Genomic DNA, 12,684 nt, shown 5'->3' on the forward strand with positions numbered 1-12,684 from the left:
AAATGACGCGCCGCAGAGCCGGGACCCAAGAGGCTGCAGGGGTCCCGGCTCTGCGGTGCACCGCCAAAAGGCGCTGCGCCGCGTCCGGGACACGAGTTGAGCCAGGCTCCCTTGCATCGTCGGTCCGGTTCTGTGAGCTCAGATGAAGCGGAATTGCTGCCGCTCGCGCCTGGCGAGTCTCGGGATCGCCTGACCGACGATGATGTTCTTGAAATGGTCGGTCTGCTGATGCTCGGCGAAGGCCGCTTCACCCGCGAATACCTCGTAGAAGAAGAATTCCCGCGGCTTGGCGACGTTCTGGTGGATCTGGAACTCCTTGACGCCCGGCTCGCGCTGCGCCTGCGGAAGAAAGTCTTTCAGAAGTGCTGCGACCGCGCCTTCCTCTCCGGAGTTGACCTCCCAGAATGCGGTGACGATCAGGTTCTGGTTTGCATAGTCGGTGGTTGCCATGATGCTCTCCTGTGAAGCCGACGCCGGTTCGATTCCGGTCGGCGACTGAAGATCATCATGCCCGCTTCGATGACATGGATGCTTCGATACGTGACGAAGTATCGTATCCGTGATGTTCGGAACCTCATCGACAGATGAAGCGTTGGTGAGCCCATTTTGTCCTACAGGGCCTTTTCGAAATAATATCGACGGATGCCACCTCCCAACGTCTTGTTGCTCGCTTCTTCGGCGACGGCCTCGCTCAGCAACCGATATCCCGCGTGCCGATACAGTTCCAGCGCGGCCGGCTGCAGTTCAGACGTGCTCAATTCAAGTCTTCGCATGTCAAGCCGACGGCATTCATCTTCCGCAAATTGCAGCATCAACCGGGCGATCCCGCCACGTCGGGCGGACGGATCGACATACATGCGACGCAGCTCCATGGCGTCAGGTGCTGCGGGTTCAAGGCCGAACATGCCGACGACTTTCTCCTCCCTCAGCGCCACCCAAAAGCCGCCGCCCCGCTCGCCGTAGTAGGCAGCAACGCGATCCATTTCGTCGGTCAGTGAACGGGCGATGTAAGCTTCAAAGGCATCGCGCATACGCGGCGGCGATAGCAGGCGGTTGACGATGATGAACAGCTCGCGCACGTGAGATGTGTCTTCCTCCCGGAACGGTCGGATCGTTACTTCGGCGCTCACGTTCGGTTTTCCTTCATGATATCGGCCGTCCGCCGGATGATGGTCCAGATCCAGGCTGCAGCAGCGAGCGCTAGCGCAGCATAAGGGGCCCAGGCTTGCGGCTCTTCCATGGTCTGGAGGGTTAGGCCACTCAGGAGGCACCAGAGAACGGGGATCGGCAGCAGCAATGGCAAAAGCCTGCCGCGGGCGAGGAGCAGAACGCCGAGCGTCGCCATCGCGGTCGGATCCGGCGCGATGCCAAAGACCTCGGACGAGGCCCAGCCGCGTCCCTGGAGCGGCGCAAGCAACGGCTGTCCGGCGAGTGCGAAGGCAAGGATGAGATATCCTGTCCAACCGGCAAGCCCGCGCCGGTCGAAGGCGAGACCATCGCGCAACGACCCGATGACGAGCAGCAACACGCCTTCAACGGCGAAAGCCGGCGCGACATAGGCGGCAGCCCAGTTGATGGTCGCATAGCGATTCCACAGGAAGGACCACCCGACGAAGATCCAGGGGATCGCGAGGATGAGTGCGAGCCAGCGTGCCGAGGGTTTCGGCCGCCGCGCGACGAGCAGGATGATGATGAGGCCGGCGGCGAGCGTCAGGACATGCAGAGGCCAGAGCGCCGCATTGTGCAATTCGAACATGCGCCAGTAGACGCGCGGCGAAAACAGCAGGAAATCCTCCGCGCGGTAGGTCCACCACTCCGACATCAAAGCGCCTTCACGTGGGCCGAGATGCGCTGCCGCATGGCGAGATCAGGCATAGGGCCGGCAGCGGCGGCGAGGTTTTCACGCACGTGGTCGACGCGGGTGGTCGCCGGAATTGCGACGGTGACGGCCGGGTGAGAGAGGATGAACTTCAGGATAAGTTGCGCCCAGCTCGACACCCCGAGCTCAGCCGCCCATTTGGGCAGCGGTTCGCTCTTGAGCCGCTGGGTCAGCGCGCCCTGCCGGAATGGGCGGTTCACAATCACGGCGATGCCGCGCTCCGACGCCAGCGGCAGCAGCCGCGCCTCCACTTCGCGATCCACGACGTTGTAGGAGATTTGCACGAAGTCGATCGGCTCGTTCCGCATGATCTGTTCGATGAGATCGTGACGGCGGCCTTCGGACGTGGTGATTCCAACATAACGAACTGCACCGGTCGCCTTCATCTGGAACAGCGTCTGCAGATGCGCTTTCCAGGCGAGGAGATTGTGAACCTGAACGAGGTCAAACTTCGGCACACCCCAGAAGCGGCGCGATTGCTCGATCTGGGGCGGACCTGCCGCTGCCGAGGACGTCCAGACCTTTTCGGCCGAGAATAGCGCGGAGGGCCGCCCGAGCTTTTGCAGGCCGTAGCCGATCACCGGCTGCGACGAGCCATACATGGGGGAGGAGTCGATCATGCGGCCGCCCGCCTCGAAGAAGGCGGCCATGACACGCGCGCATTCGTCCCGGAGCACCGGATCATTGCCGACGTTGAAGGTGATCCAGGTCCCCAGTCCGACGATCGGTATCTCCTCGCGGGTCGAGGGGATGGCGCGGCGGGCGGGCAGGCCCTCCTGGGCGCGCAGAGAGATTGGCAGGAGTGTCGCGGCGGCCGTCGCCAGGGAGGCCCGCACGAACGTTCGGCGTGTCGTCCGCATCCGATGCTCCATCATCGCGGCGAGGAAACTCCCGCGCAAAAGGCGCAGAGTAACGGAACGCCGCCGCCAGCAAATACAAAATTGCAGATTAAGGCACTGCACCAAATATATAGTCGCGCACCGTGCTCCATCTACGATGGATCGCTGACGCAGCTGGGTGAACTGCAGCCCTCTCAAACCTGCGTGACCGTTCTGGCCGACGATGATGTGGTCGTGGAGGGAACCGGCTGTCGCCGGGGGCGTCAATGGGCCACAACCGGAAATCCAGCCATCCGGTTTCAGTCGCAGGTCAACGCCGCTAAACTTCCGGGGCAAACGGGGTGTGAACACTGCAACGCAAACCCCGGCCCCAGACTGGAGGCTCGGCGGCGACACTCACCTGTTTGTGGAATCAGGGCGTCAACCATAAGCGACGGGAGGCGCAGTGAGATGGCTGATCAATGGCTATTCAAGAGCGAGACTTACGATAACTGCAATTGCGCCATGAATTGCGGTTGCCAGTTCAACCTGCCGAGTACCCACGGCTACTGCCAGTCGGCCTTCGTCGGCACCATCGTGGAAGGTCATTTCAACGATACGCCGCTCTCAGGCTTGAACTGGGCGGCGCTGTACAAATGGCCTGGCGAAATCAAGGACGGAAACGGCCGGCGCCAGATCGTTATCGACGAGCGTGCAGATGAAGCTCAACGGATCGCGCTTGAAACGATCATCTCAGGCGAGGCGTGCGAACCATTGAGCAATCTATTCGCCGTATTCGCGTCCACCTGCTCGGAATTTTGCAAGACGTTGTTCCTGCCGATTGATCTCGATGCGGACCTCGAGCTCAGAACCGCAAGGGTAGAGATACCCGGCGTCATGCGGAGCACCGGCAGGCCGAAGATCAACGAGTTCACCGGTCAACCATTCCACATTGCGCTGGCGCGCCCCAGTGGCAGTTTCGAGTTTACCTACGCAGAAATCGGCCTAGGCACCACGTCGGTTACGGGTGACATGGACATGGCGTACGAAAATTCATGGGCTCACTTCTGCGTTCACCACTTCAACCAGGATGGCCTGGTCAGGCAAAGATCAAGGCTGACGGCATGGCTTGGCACATGACCCCGCGTTCCCGTGAATGACGTCAGGCAGTGGCGAGGTTCAGAATGATCCCGCCAGCGAGCCGAGCACGATGACGGCAACGAGGGCGATGAGCGCGCCGACGATACCGACCATGACGATATCGCGATAGCTGTCCCGGTGCGTCGATCCGCAGACGGCGAGCAGCGTGACGACCGCGCCGTTATGCGGCAGGCTGTCGAGCGTGCCCGAACTGATCACCGCCACGCGATGCAGCAGCGCGGGATCGAGCCCGATCTCCGCCGCGCGCGCCATATACGTCGCCCCGAGGGCGTCGAGCGCAATGGTCAGCCCACCCGATGCCGAGCCGGTGAGCGCGGCGAGCACATTGGTCGCAACCGCCAGTGAGACCAGCGGTCCGCCGCCGATGCCGAGCACGATGTCGCGCACGACATCGAAGGCGGGCATCGCGGCCACCACAGCGCCGAACCCAACCAGGCTCGCCACGCTCACCGCCGGCAGTACGGCGGCGTTGGCGCCGGCGTCCATGGTTGCACGCAGGGCCGGCAATCGCCGATGGCTGACGGCGAGAACCGCCACGATCGCGCAGGCGAGGGCTGTGATAACAGCCCATACGCCGCCGACGGATGCGAGCGACGTTTCGCCCCAGCGAGCTTCGGCGAGAAAGTGGGTGTCCAGCGCCGGCAGGATGAACAGCGACATCGCAAGATTGACGATAATCACCACAATGAGGGGCAGCAAGGCGAGTGCAACCGGCGGCGGCGCGTCGGTCACCGCACCGTGTGCGATCTCCGCCGGATCGAATTCCCGCGCGGTAGTGGCGCGTTCGCGCAGCTTGTCGTCGGTGGCGAGACGGTCGGAAGGCATCGGCACGCCGCCGCCAAAACCTTCGCCGCTTCTTCTTGATTTGGCCTCTTCGCGGTTGAGCCACCACAGGCCGAAGCCGAACATGATCAGCGATGCCAGAAGGCCAAGGCCGGGCGCGGCGAACGGCGTGGTGCCGAAGAACGGCATCGGGATCGCGTTCTGGATCGATGGCGTGCCGGGCAGCGCCGACATGGTGAAGGTGGAGGTGCCGAGCACGATCGTCGCCGGCATCAGCCGCCGTGGGATGCCGGCGTTGCGAAACAGCTCGTGCGCCATCGGCGCGAGTACGAAGAAGGCGACAAACAGACTGACGCCGCCATATGTGACAAGCGCTCCGGCGAGCACCACCGCGAGCACGGCCCGCCGCGTGCCCAGCCGCTGCGTCATGAAGGTCGCGATCGCGGCGACCGAGCCACTGTCTTCCATCAGTTTGCCGAACAGGGCGCCGAGCAGAAACAGCGGAAAAAACTGGGCCAGAAAGCCTGCCGCGCTCACCATGAAGGTCTGGGTCCAGTGGGCCAGCAGCGGCTCGCGGGAAAACAGCGCGGCCACCAGCGCGGCAAGCGGCGCGAGGAGCAACACGCTCCACCCCCGATAGGCGAACAAGATCAGCAGGCCGAGCCCGATCAGGATGCCGAGAAGTCCCAGTAGAGTCATCGCCCTCAGCACTCCGCAAGCGGTGCATCGAGATCGGTCGTGGAGCGCCGGCCGGGGTCGCATGCGCTTTCAGGAATGCGTGCGCATTCCAGCCCGGCGCGCGCCCTTCAGGACGCTCCTATACTCCTCTCGATCCTTCGTAGGATCGACGCAGCAGCGCGAACAGACTGCCGCCCGTTGCAGCCCCCAGCAGGTAGGCGACGGCGACCAGCAGCGCGAGCGGCACGCGGGCATTCAAGCCGAGGAAAGACATGGTGACGGCCTCGAAGTTCTGCAGCGCGAAGATGATGGTCGCAACGGCGAAAAGAATGATGACGGCGAGGTAGATCCAGCGCATGGCGCCTCCTTTTCGTCGCTCAAGAGACTGCGCCGCACGCAGCCCGCCAACCACACCTCAGCGAGCGCGGCGCAAGCCGACGCCGAGCCCGATCCAGCTCGCGCCGGCCATGATGAGATCGATGCCGAGGAACAGGCCGAGGATATAAGCGCTCGACACCGGCCAGCGCAGCAGGATCAGCACGCCGAGCAAAAGCGTGATCAGGCCTGACAGCGCCACCCAGATCCAGGGCGTTTCCCGTTTCATGCTGAAGGCCAGAAACATTCTCATGATGCCCGAGACCACCAGCGATGCGCCGAGAACGAGGGTCAGCAGCACTGCGGCGAGCAGCGGATTCTGGAACGTGACGAAGCCGGCGATGATGTAGAGCACGCCGAGCAGGGCCCAGAGCAGGAATTTGCCCCAGCTCTTGATCTGGAAGGCGCTAAAGACTTCGGCGACGCCGGAGATGATCATCATCACGCCGACGACGAGAACGCTGACGACGGTAGCCATCGCGACGCTGCCAAGCGCGATAAACCCGGCAATCAGATAGATGACGCCGAGCGCGATGATCCAGCCCGACTTGGCGCGCAGGGGCGCCGTATCCGAACCGGCCTGAGGGTTTCTCGCGGTGTCTGAAGTGCTGGTCATGACGGTCCTCCGATACGAAAACCTATCCGACGTGGTTTGTCGGTCTCTCGACGCGACAGCGCGCGGCGTGGGATGTGCGACAGGTGCATATTAGCGCAACTGCCCGTTGCGATCACCTGATTTTAATAGCGCCGGTCGTTGATTTCGTCGTGCGAGGTCTTGCCGCGGCATGATGGTGGTCGCCTCGTTGGGATAGGCGATTACCGAGCTGTGGCGGCAGGTTAGATCAGCCGCATCCCCTTCAGGCTCGTATGCCCGTTCTTGCCGACGACGATGTGGTCGTGCACGGAAATGCCGAGCGGGATGGCGATCTGGGCGTGGATAGGGTCACGCATTATGTGCGCAACACGGGCCGCTCTGTCACAAAGCAGACTTCGCTGGATCAGCTTCGATGTCAGCGCGGGAGGGCGTCGGGTAGGCGTTGCGTGCTTCCGCGGCTTTGCATCTGAGCATGGGGTTTGGCCCTCGGTACCTGTTCGACAGTCACTCGGGCTTGATCCCCGCGTCCTTCACGACCTTGCTCCAGTGCGCGATCTGCGACTTGATGTGCGCGCCGAACTCGCCGGGCGTCCCGCCGGCGGGCTCCGCCGCGATCTTCGCGAACGCCTCGCGCACGCTCGCCTTCGCCAGGGCCTTGTTGATTGCCTCGTTCAGCACGCCGATGATGGCGTCTGGTGTGCCGCTCTTCACCACGAAGCCGACCCAGTCCTCAATAACGAGCTCCGGGAATCCCTCCTCGACGACGGTGGGAACGTCCTTCAGGGCTGCCATGCGCGTTGGTGCCGTGATGGCGAGCGCTCGGAGCTTGCCGGAGGCAATCAGTTCGAGAACAGGCAAAGGCGTGATGAACTGATAGTGGTTGGTGCCGTTGACGAGATCCCCGATCGCCTGCGGCAGGGCCCGGTAGGGGACGTGGGTCACGCGCACCCCCGTCTGGAGCCTGAACTGTTCGCCTGCGAGATGGGCTGGCGTGCCCATCCCGCCTGATGAGAATGTGAACTTGTCGGGCTGGCTTTTCAGCAAGGCAACAAGCTCCGTCATCGACTTGGCGGATACTGACGGATTGGCAACCAGAACGTGATGCGCGGTCATGACCTTGATTACCGGAGCAAAATCGGTGTCATGACGAAAGGCTATGTTCGACAGGAGTGCGGGAGATGCCGAAGCGCCCATTGTGAAGGCCAGGATCGTATATCCGTCCGCCGGTTGCTTGAGGACCTCGCCGGCTGCAAGCGTCCCCGCGGCTCCAGGCTTGTTCTCGACGACAATCCGCCAGCCTTCGCTCTGCCCAAGCTCGTTGGCGATAATACGCGTGATGATGTCCGGCGGCGCGCCAGCCCCGCCTCCGACGACGATGCGGATCATGCCGGACGGGTAGGATTGCGCGACCGCCGGTTGGGCCATTGCTCCCAGGCTCACTGCCAGCAGGAGGCGCCCCCACCAATAGATTCCACGAAATGTTTGCGTTGCCATTCTCACCCTCCTCGTAGATGCACAGCATCGTGCCGCCTCGGATGTCCCGCTCGCGAAGGATCGGGCTCTGCTGTGCAAGAAACCATAGAAATCGGTGTCGATTCCGCTGGGCGGAACGCTGAATTCCGGACTGCGGAACACTGGACTCCGCGGAGCGGAACGGGAAGAATGGCCGAGCTCGACGAGCGACAGGAATCGGCAATGCCGAGGGTCGAAACAATCAGAGGATTGGAGCGAGGACTGCAAGTCCTTAGATTCCTCCACTCGGAACCGATTTCGTCGCTGCACGAGATCCACGCCGCAACGGCGATATCCAAGCCCAGCCTGCTGCGCATTCTGAACACGCTGGAGCGGGCGGGCATGGTCGCGCGGCGTCTGGCCGACGGCCGCTATCGGCTAAGCGTCTTCACGGACGTCGTACGAAAGCAGGACCGGTACGACCGCGTTGCCGAGGCTGCAGCACCCGTTCTGGCCCGACTGTGCAAGAAGGTGAAGTGGCCGTCCGATCTGTTCGTGCCCGCTGGCAACTGCATGGAAAGACGCGAGACGACCGTGCCGCACAGTCCGTTCGTGCTCCCAGGGCTGCACGGCCGGGTTGGTGGCCGGGTGGGGTGGCTGATGACGGGCGTCGGGCGCGCTTATCTCGCGTGGTGTCCGGAGAAGGAGCGGGAAGACACCTTGCGCATACTCAGGAAATCCAACAACCCGGAGGACTGGCTCGCGCGCGACCCGAAGAAGCTCGAGAGAATTCTCAGTGAGGCGCGGCGCCGGGGTTACGCAACACGCGACCCAAGCTACGTGGCCGGTAGATACGGAGAAACCCCGGCCGATGATGGGGCAGCCGCAATTGCCGTGGCGCTGTTCGATGGCAGGCGTGTTCATGGCTCGATCAATTTTCGCTGGATCAGGACGGCGTTCACGGTAGATGACTTCGCCGCCCGGCACCTTGCCGATCTGCAGGCCGCCGCGCGCGAGATCGTGGGCTCTCTGCAGAGGCCGGCAAGGTAGCCATCCCCAACGTCTATGGCTGATGGCGAGTCGGCTCGGGGTTAAAGGGCGCCGTTCCCAGCGCTTCCGGTGCACGTCGGCTTTGCGCCTGAAAGCTGACTTGCTAGATCAGCTTCAGCCCCTTCAAACTCGCATGCCCGTTCTTGCCGACGATGATGTGGTCGTGGACCGAAATGCCGAGCGGGGTGGCGATCTGGACGATGGCCTTGGTCATATGGATATCGGCCTGTGAGGGCGTCGGATCGCCGCTCGGATGATTGTGCACCAGGATCAGCGCGGTCGCCGATAGTTCGAGGGCGCGCTTGATCACCTCGCGCGGATAGACCGGGGTGTGGTCGACGGTGCCGGTCTGCTGGATTTCGTCAGCGATCAGTTGATTGCGCTTGTCGAGGAACAGCAGGCGAAACTGCTCTTTATCGGCAAACGCCATGCCGCTGCGGCAATACTCGATCACGTCGTTCCAGGACGACAGCGCAACCTTGCGCTTGATCTCGCCCTTTGCCACCCGGCTGGCGGCGGCTGCGAGCAATTTGATCTGGTTGATCGAGGCCTCGCCGATGCCGTCGACCTCGCGCAGGCGCGCGACCGGCGCGTGAATGACTTCGGCGAACGAGCCGAATTTTTTCAACAGCGCTTTCGCCAGCGGCTTGGTGTCGCGCCGGGGCAGGGCCGGAAACAGCGCCATCTCCAGCAGTTCATAGTCGCTCAGCGCCTCCGGCCCGGCCGCATAGAAGCGCTCGCGCAGGCGTTCGCGGTGGCCGTGATAATGCGGCGTCTCGGCGGATTGATCTGGAGGGGGGCTGATCTTGGCTGGCATCGCCGTAACCATGCAGTGCCGGCGAGCTTTTGCAACTCTAAAGTGCGAGCGTTTCTGGCGAAAAGGCGCCGCAGACAGTGCGGCGCCTTCCGATCGTTTCAAACCTTGCTTGCGATCAGGCCTTCACGGCCGCGAACGCATAACCGTTGCCATCTTTCGACAGCGTTCCGACATTCGGGAAGCCGAAATGATAGCCGGCGATCATGGCCTTGTCCGCGATCACGCGGTCGAACAAGGCGCGGCGCGTAGCTTCCGCCTGCGGCCCGTCGGCGTCGAACGACGAGATCCAGCCGGGGTTCCTTACGAACAACTGGTGGAGGGTGGAGGCGTCGCCCTGGACGATCAGTTGCTGTCCGCCCGAGGCCACCAGGAAGGACATGTGGCCGACGGTGTGGCCGGGCGTAGCGATGGCTTTGACGCCGGGCGCGAGGTCGGCGCCGTCGCTGTACTGCTTGATGTTCTTCCAGGTCGGGAAGGTCGCCTGAATGCGCTTCACAGTGCCGCGCGCGGCTTCAGGGAGTTTCTCCACCAGCGCGGGATCGGTCCAGAACTTGTACTCCACCTCGGGCATCATGATTTCTGCATTCGGGAACACCTGCGCGTTGGTTTCCTTCACCCACAGGCCCGAAATGTGATCTGCATGGAAGTGTGAAATGATGACGGTGGAGACGGCCGCCGGATCGAGACCCGCCGCCTTCATGTTGTCGGCGAGCTTGCCCACCGTCGGCGGCCCGTTGTTGCCAAATCCGGTGTCGAACAGGATGACCTTGCCGCCGGTGCGGATCGCTGTGACGGTGAAGGGATTGTCGAACTTGTCGGGACCGATGCCGGCTGCGGTCAGCGCTTTCTTGACGTCGTCAACCGAGGCGTTCTTGACCATGCCCTCAGCGACGACGCGCTCGACGGAGCCATCATGCAGGCTGAAGACCTCGATGTCGCCGACCATGTATTTGAAGCTGTCAGCGGCGCGCTGCGCATGCGCAGCCCCGATGAAAGAAACCGGTCCCTTGAGGCCGAAAACCAGCGCGGCCCCTGTGCTCCCGAGAACCAGATCACGACGTGAAATTTCGAACATTGCCCATGCTCCCTTGATTGATCTTTTGCCCGCCAGAGACTTCTGTTCCGAAGGGCTCGCGCTAGATGCTACCCCACACAACCCGGGATATTCCGGTGCATTGCAGCTCAATGACAAAGCGTGTTGCCGCAATGCGGGGCAGGGGGCTTTCAGCACATGCGAGGCATTTGCAAACACGGCTCGCGGCCGGGACCATTCACACGGAAGGCCTCAATGAAGCGGCCCTCCTTCTGGGTCACGAACACGGTTCTGCCGTCGGGGCCGCCAAAGCTGAGGTTGGTCGGCTGCTTTCCGCTCAGGGGTACCTCGCGCTCGAGCGATCCATCGGCTGCGATAACAGCGATCTTGCCGGCCGAAAGCCGCGCCAGATAAATCCGGCCATCGACGTCGGTGCGCAGGCCGTCGACCTCGAAATCCGCAAAACCCCTGACCAGCCGTGGGTCGAGCAATTTGCTGCCGTCGAGGCGATAGGCCCAGACCTGCCGCGAATTCGACTCGCTCACGTAAAGCGTGGCGCCGTCCGGGCTCAGATCGATCCCGTTGGTCACGCCGAGGCGCCTTGTACTGGACATCACTTCACCCTGACCCTTGCCGTCGGCGCCGCGGGTAATGCGCCAGATCTGGCCGCCTGCGGGCGATGCAAATCGCGGGTCGCTGGCATAGAGCGTGCCGTCCGCCGCGATCGCCAGGTCGTTTGGCTGATTGAACCGATCGGAATGAAAGTAGACGCGCGGCGTGGTTTCGCCGCGCTCGATGACCCAGACATTATGCTTCTTGAAATCAGCGACGTACATCCGCCCCTGCCGATCGAAACGAATGCCGTTGCCGATGCTGCCAGCAGGAAGCGACGTGAAGAGCTGGGACTGCGCGGCGCCAGCCGCCAGCTTGCCGATGTTGCCGCTCTGTTGAAAATTGACAACGTAAAGGTTGCCTGATGCGTCGACCGCGGGACCTTCGATGCCGGACGTGTACTCGCCCTCCGGCGTGATCCGCTTGCTGACGAACAGGGGATCCTCGGCCGCGTTGCTCTGGCTTGCGAGGCAAATGGCACATGCGATGAGACAAGTCGCAGCAAGTCCGGTTCGAAAGCGCCGTGCCACCGCCGCCATCGTCAGCTCCCGGCACGGGAGGGGCAGGCGCCTGCCCAACTACGTCGTAACCAGCGGCTTCTCGCCGTGGCGCTGCGACAGCGTGAAGATTTCGACGCCGGTCGCGGTCACGCCGACCGAATGCTCGAACTGTGCCGACAGCGAGCGGTCGCGCGTCACCGCGGTCCAACCGTCGGAGAGGATCTTCACATGCGGCTTGCCGAGATTGATCATCGGCTCGATGGTGAAGAACATGCCGGGCTTGAGCATCACGCCTTCGCCGGGCCGTCCGATATGGATGATGTTCGGCTCGTCGTGGAACATGCGCCCGAGCCCATGGCCGCAGAAATCGCGCACCACGCTCATGCCCTGCGGCTCGACAAAACTCTGGATGGCGTGGCCGATGTCGCCGGTGGTGGCGCCGGGCTTCACCGCGGCGATGCCGCGCATCATCGCCTCATAGGTGACCTCGATCAGCCGCTCCGCCTTGCGCGCGATCGGGCCGATCACATACATCCGGCTGGAATCGCCGTACCAGCCATCGACGATGAAGGTGACGTCGATATTGACGATGTCGCCTTCCTTCAGTGCGCGGTCGCCGGGCATGCCGTGGCAGACCACGTGATTGATCGAGGTGCAGGTCGAGTAACGGTAACCGCGATACATCAGCGTCGCCGGATAGGCGCCATGGCTGAAGGCGAAGTCACGGACGAATTCGTCGATCCGTGATGTCAGGACGCCCGCCTTGACGATGTCGGTGAGTTCGTCGAGGCACTTTGCGACCAGCGCGCCCGCCTTGCGCATGCCGGCGAATCCGCTCGCGCCATGCAGTTTGATCTGGCCGGTCTTTCGCAAGGAGGTATCTGACGCTTCAATATAGCTCATGGGCGGGTCATGCTTCGGCGGGAACGGG

14 protein-coding genes and 1 pseudogene are annotated in these 12,684 nt (G+C 62.9%); 2 read left to right on the forward strand and 13 right to left on the reverse strand.

Going from position 1 to position 12,684, the window contains the following annotated elements; all coding sequences use genetic code 11:
• Positions 1–138: 138 nt before the first annotated feature.
• The 4 genes from KIP88_RS16625 to KIP88_RS16640 all read right to left on the reverse strand — a co-directional run bounded on the left by KIP88_RS16625 (position 139) and on the right by KIP88_RS16640 (position 2,739).
• A complete protein-coding gene (locus KIP88_RS16625; protein WP_214489003.1) occupies positions 139–450 on the reverse strand; it encodes a putative quinol monooxygenase in 312 nt (103 codons plus the stop codon).
• Positions 451–611: 161 nt separating this feature from the next.
• A complete protein-coding gene (locus KIP88_RS16630) occupies positions 612–1,130 on the reverse strand; it encodes a GNAT family N-acetyltransferase (RefSeq protein ID WP_214489004.1) in 519 nt (172 codons plus the stop codon).
• Positions 1,127–1,822 carry a DUF6064 family protein gene (locus KIP88_RS16635; protein WP_214489005.1) on the reverse strand — a complete coding sequence of 232 codons (696 nt, stop codon included), beginning with the start codon at positions 1,820–1,822 and terminating at the stop codon, positions 1,127–1,129. Before KIP88_RS16635 ends, KIP88_RS16630 begins: the two co-directional genes overlap by 4 nt.
• A complete protein-coding gene (locus tag KIP88_RS16640; RefSeq protein WP_214489006.1) occupies positions 1,822–2,739 on the reverse strand; it encodes an aldo/keto reductase in 918 nt (305 codons plus the stop codon). The genes KIP88_RS16635 and KIP88_RS16640 overlap by 1 nt, the downstream gene beginning before the upstream one ends.
• A gap of 429 nt (positions 2,740–3,168) precedes the next feature.
• On the opposite strand from KIP88_RS16640, the gene KIP88_RS16645 reads away from it, so the two are divergent.
• Positions 3,169–3,837 carry a DUF1326 domain-containing protein gene (locus tag KIP88_RS16645; RefSeq protein ID WP_214489007.1) on the forward strand — a complete coding sequence of 223 codons (669 nt, stop codon included), beginning with the start codon at positions 3,169–3,171 and terminating at the stop codon, positions 3,835–3,837.
• A 39-nt stretch (positions 3,838–3,876) separates the two neighbouring features.
• Here KIP88_RS16645 and KIP88_RS16650 read toward each other — a convergent pair whose 3' ends face one another.
• From KIP88_RS16650 to KIP88_RS16670, 5 genes and pseudogenes are all read right to left on the reverse strand, one after another.
• Positions 3,877–5,331 (reverse strand): GntP family permease, encoded by a 1,455-nt coding sequence (locus tag KIP88_RS16650; protein WP_214489102.1) that lies wholly within the window; start codon positions 5,329–5,331, stop codon positions 3,877–3,879.
• A gap of 127 nt (positions 5,332–5,458) precedes the next feature.
• A complete protein-coding gene (locus KIP88_RS16655) occupies positions 5,459–5,677 on the reverse strand; it encodes a hypothetical protein (RefSeq protein WP_214489008.1) in 219 nt (72 codons plus the stop codon).
• 57 nt (positions 5,678–5,734) lie between these two features.
• A complete protein-coding gene (locus tag KIP88_RS16660) occupies positions 5,735–6,310 on the reverse strand; it encodes an HdeD family acid-resistance protein (protein WP_214489009.1) in 576 nt (191 codons plus the stop codon).
• Between the two features lie 221 nt (positions 6,311–6,531).
• Positions 6,532–6,621, reverse strand: a pseudogene (locus tag KIP88_RS16665) (DNA repair protein); the annotation flags it as partial.
• Between the two features lie 172 nt (positions 6,622–6,793).
• Positions 6,794–7,783, reverse strand: coding sequence for a tripartite tricarboxylate transporter substrate binding protein (locus tag KIP88_RS16670; protein WP_214489010.1), 990 nt, complete (start codon positions 7,781–7,783; stop codon positions 6,794–6,796).
• A 168-nt stretch (positions 7,784–7,951) separates the two neighbouring features.
• Between KIP88_RS16670 and KIP88_RS16675 the strand changes: the two genes are divergently transcribed.
• Positions 7,952–8,791 (forward strand): helix-turn-helix domain-containing protein, encoded by an 840-nt coding sequence (locus tag KIP88_RS16675; RefSeq protein ID WP_214489011.1) that lies wholly within the window; start codon positions 7,952–7,954, stop codon positions 8,789–8,791.
• A gap of 103 nt (positions 8,792–8,894) precedes the next feature.
• Here KIP88_RS16675 and radC read toward each other — a convergent pair whose 3' ends face one another.
• The 4 genes from radC to map all read right to left on the reverse strand — a co-directional run bounded on the left by radC (position 8,895) and on the right by map (position 12,656).
• On the reverse strand, positions 8,895–9,608 hold the full coding sequence (radC, locus tag KIP88_RS16680; protein ID WP_214489012.1) for a DNA repair protein RadC: 714 nt from the start codon (positions 9,606–9,608) through the stop codon (positions 8,895–8,897).
• Between the two features lie 115 nt (positions 9,609–9,723).
• Positions 9,724–10,683: an MBL fold metallo-hydrolase gene (locus KIP88_RS16685; RefSeq protein WP_214489013.1), complete on the reverse strand. Its 960-nt coding sequence runs from the start codon at positions 10,681–10,683 to the stop codon at positions 9,724–9,726.
• A 149-nt stretch (positions 10,684–10,832) separates the two neighbouring features.
• Complete coding sequence (locus tag KIP88_RS16690; RefSeq protein WP_214489014.1) at positions 10,833–11,792, reverse strand: SMP-30/gluconolactonase/LRE family protein; 960 nt, start codon at positions 11,790–11,792, stop codon at positions 10,833–10,835.
• Between the two features lie 39 nt (positions 11,793–11,831).
• Positions 11,832–12,656: a type I methionyl aminopeptidase gene (gene map, locus KIP88_RS16695; RefSeq protein ID WP_214489015.1), complete on the reverse strand. Its 825-nt coding sequence runs from the start codon at positions 12,654–12,656 to the stop codon at positions 11,832–11,834.
• Positions 12,657–12,684: the final 28 nt, after the last annotated feature.

Origin of the sequence: Bradyrhizobium sp. SRL28, assembly GCF_018596315.1 — a bacterium.
Lineage (GTDB): Bacteria > Pseudomonadota > Alphaproteobacteria > Rhizobiales > Xanthobacteraceae > Bradyrhizobium.